At 75.1% G+C, this 2888-nt stretch carries 3 protein-coding genes; 2 read left to right on the top strand and 1 reads right to left on the bottom strand.

Annotation, left to right across the window (positions count from 1 at the left end):
• Positions 1-90: 90 nt before the first annotated feature.
• On the bottom strand, positions 91-651 hold the full coding sequence (locus tag ACFV5N_RS26570) for an RNA polymerase sigma factor (RefSeq protein WP_385604710.1): 561 nt from the start codon (positions 649-651) through the stop codon (positions 91-93).
• 107 nt (positions 652-758) lie between these two features.
• On the opposite strand from ACFV5N_RS26570, the gene ACFV5N_RS26575 reads away from it, so the two are divergent.
• Both ACFV5N_RS26575 and ACFV5N_RS26580 read left to right on the top strand, forming a co-directional pair.
• Positions 759-1289: an Asp23/Gls24 family envelope stress response protein gene (locus ACFV5N_RS26575; protein ID WP_385604713.1), complete on the top strand. Its 531-nt coding sequence runs from the start codon at positions 759-761 to the stop codon at positions 1287-1289.
• Between the two features lie 233 nt (positions 1290-1522).
• Entirely contained in the window at positions 1523-2770 is a 1248-nt protein-coding gene (locus ACFV5N_RS26580) for a YihY/virulence factor BrkB family protein (RefSeq protein WP_385604716.1), read from the top strand.
• Positions 2771-2888 lie beyond the last annotated feature (118 nt).

Here is a 2888-nt window from a genome sequence, read left to right on the forward strand (position 1 = left end):
CCCACGGTCTGCCGGGGTCCTCCCACAGCTCCATCAGCGATTGCCCGCAGGGCAGCAGTTCGTCCTCCGGCTCCTCGCCGGCCCCGTGGTTCACCGCCATGCCGCCATCGCCTCCGTCAGGGCGCGCCGGGCCCGGAATATCCGGCCGCGTACCGCCTGCGGGCTGATCCCGACCGCCCGCGCGATGTCCTCGTAGCTCAGATCGTGGAACTCCCGCAGCACCCAGCACGCCCGCTGCTCCGGGGAGAGTCCGCCCAGCGCGTCGCGCAGCGCGTGCACCGCCGCCCCGGTCTCCACGGCCCGTTCGGGGGACGCCTGCCGCTCGGGCGCCGCCGGCTCCGCGACCGCCTCCAGCGGCGTCAGCGGGCGCCGGGCCCGCAGGACGTTCAGACAGCGGTTGGTGACGATCCGGTACATCCAGCTGCCGAACGCGGCCTCGCCGCGGAACTCCGGCAGCCGCCGCCAGGCGCTCACCAGCGCCTCCTGAACGGCGTCCTCCGCCTCGGCCGAGCCGCCCAGCAACTGCTCGGCCAGCCGCAGGAGTACCGGACCGTGCCGCCGTACCAGCACCTCAAAGGCATCCTCGTCACCCTCTCCCGCCCGCACCGCGAGCAGCGCGTCGTCGTGCCGGTCAAGGCTGTGCCCGGACACGCACCGCCCCCTTCCGAAAAAAATCCGCCGCGACCGCGTGACGATTCTCCCTCCGCCGTGTCCAACCTGATGTCAGCACGACGAACCGCATGACGGGAAGGTACGCCATGGCAGCGAAGACAGTTTCCCCGAGCACTGTTCCGGGCCCCGCGACGGAGCGCGACGGGAGCGACGAGCAGGACCGGACGGCGGACCGGACGACCGACGGCGGCACCAGCCTCGCCGAGGGCGCCACCGGTACGCAAGAGCCGGCCGCGAGCCGGGGCCGCACCTCCATCGCCGGCGGCGTGGTGGAGAAGATCGCCGGACTCGCCGCCCGGGAAGTGCCCGGCGTGGCCGCGCTCGGCGGGTCGCTGAGCCGCACCCTCGGCGCGGTCCGCGACCGGGTGCCGGGCGGCAGGAACAACGCCAGCCGGGGCGTGAAGGTCGAGGTCGGACAGAAGCAGACGGCCGTGGACCTCGATGTGGTCGTCGAGTACGGGGTACCGATCACCGAGGTCGCGCACGAGGTGCGGGAGAACGTCATCGCGGCCGTCGAGCGCATGACCGGCCTGGAGGTCGTCGAGGTCAACCTCTCCATCGTGGACGTACGGCTGCCCGACGAGGAGGACACGGAGGAGGAGGCGCGGGTGCGGTGACCCGTCCCGTACGTCACTGGACGCAGCGGAGGACACCGGCCGTGGGCGTCATCGTGGCCGGGCTCGTGGTCTGGACCCTGCACATGGTCCAGGCGGCGGCCCGGCCCGGGCCGCGACCCGGAGAACACCAGAACGGGGAGACGGGCGGCGTCTGCGCCGCTGAGCTGGTCCTATCCTGCGTAGGGTGGGCGCTGGGCGCCCTGGTCGAGGCCGTACGACAGGCAGGGTGAGCGATGAGCGGTACACGAGGGGGACGGAACGTCCACCGGCGTCCGCCCAAGAACTGGGGCAAGGCGCTGCGGCGCACCCCGGTGTCGCTGTGGCGCGACGACATCGACCACTGGGCCGCGGCCCTCACCTACTACACGGTCCTCGCCATCTTCCCCGGGCTGCTGGTCGCCCTGTCGGTGATGAGCCTCACCTTCCCCGGCGCCGCCCCCGAACTGATCGGCCATGTGACGGCGCTGGTGCCGGCCAACTCGCGGGGCGACGTGCACCGGGCGCTGCTCGACCTGGCCGACCAGCGCCAGGCGGCCTGGCTGCTGATCGTGGTGGCCACCGTCAGCGCGGTGGTCTCCGCCTACAACTATCTGAGCGTCTTCCGGCGCGTCCAGCACGCCATGCACGGGGTGGAGGACCACCGGCCCACCTGGCGGCACATCCACCGCACGCTGCTCACCGCGCTCGGGCTGCTGGGCCTGCTGATCGTTTCGGCGACCGCGCTGATCCTCACCGGCGGGGCGGTCCGCACCCTGGGGCGGGCGCTGGGCACCGGGGAGGCGGTCGCGGCGGGCTGGAGCGCCCTGAAGTGGCCGCTGCTGATGGTGCTGGTGGCCGGACTGGTCCTCGTCCTGTTCCGCACCGGCCCGCCGGCGGGCCGCGCCCTGGGGCGCGGCGCGGCGGGCGGCGCGCTGGCGGTGGTGCTGTGGCTGGGGGCGTCGGCCGGGTTCGCGCTGTACGCCTCGCACGTGAGCACCTACAACCGGCTGTACGGGCCGCTGGCCGGGGTGATCGTCTTCCTGGTGTGGCTGTGGCTGACGAACCTCTCCCTGCTGGCGGGCGCCCAGTTCAACGCGGAACTCGCGAAACTGCGCCGCCCGGACGAGCCGGGACGGAACGGGACCGGCCCGGGCACGGCCCCACCGGCCCAGCTCCCGCCGGGCACCGCCCAGGCTGCGCCGGGCACCGCCTTGGCGACCCGCCCCGCCGCAACCCCATGGCCCCCCGCCGCCGTGCCCCCACCACCCGGGTCGCCGCCCGGGGCGGTGCCGCCGGGCCTGCCGCCCGCCGCCGTACCGCCGGGGTTGCCGCCCGCCGTGGTCCCGCCGGGCCTGCCGCCCGCTCCCGCGCCCCCCGGCTTCCCGGCCGCCGCCGTACCACCGTGCCCGCCTCCGCCCGTACCACCGCGCGGGGCCCCGCACCGTCCGGCTCCGCCGGGAGACGCCTCCCGGCTGGCACCCACACCGCACCCGCCGTCCTGACCACCCACGGCCACGGCGGCGCCCGCCGCCCGCCGGGGTTGCCGCCCCGGCGGGTGTGTGGGTTGTCGCGCCCGGGCCGGGCCTGTTCCTGACCGGTGCGCGTTCCGCGCGTTCCGTC

The organism is Streptomyces sp. NPDC059853 (assembly GCF_042731495.1).
Lineage (GTDB): Bacteria > Actinomycetota > Actinomycetes > Streptomycetales > Streptomycetaceae > Streptomyces.

Excerpts from the sequence above, each read along its gene's own strand:
- ACFV5N_RS26575 (WP_385604713.1), top strand. The coding sequence starts at position 759 with ATGGCAGCGAAGACAGTTTCCCCGAGCACTGTTCCGGGCCCCGCGACG.
- ACFV5N_RS26580 (WP_385604716.1), top strand. The coding sequence starts at position 1,523 with ATGAGCGGTACACGAGGGGGACGGAACGTCCACCGGCGTCCGCCCAAG.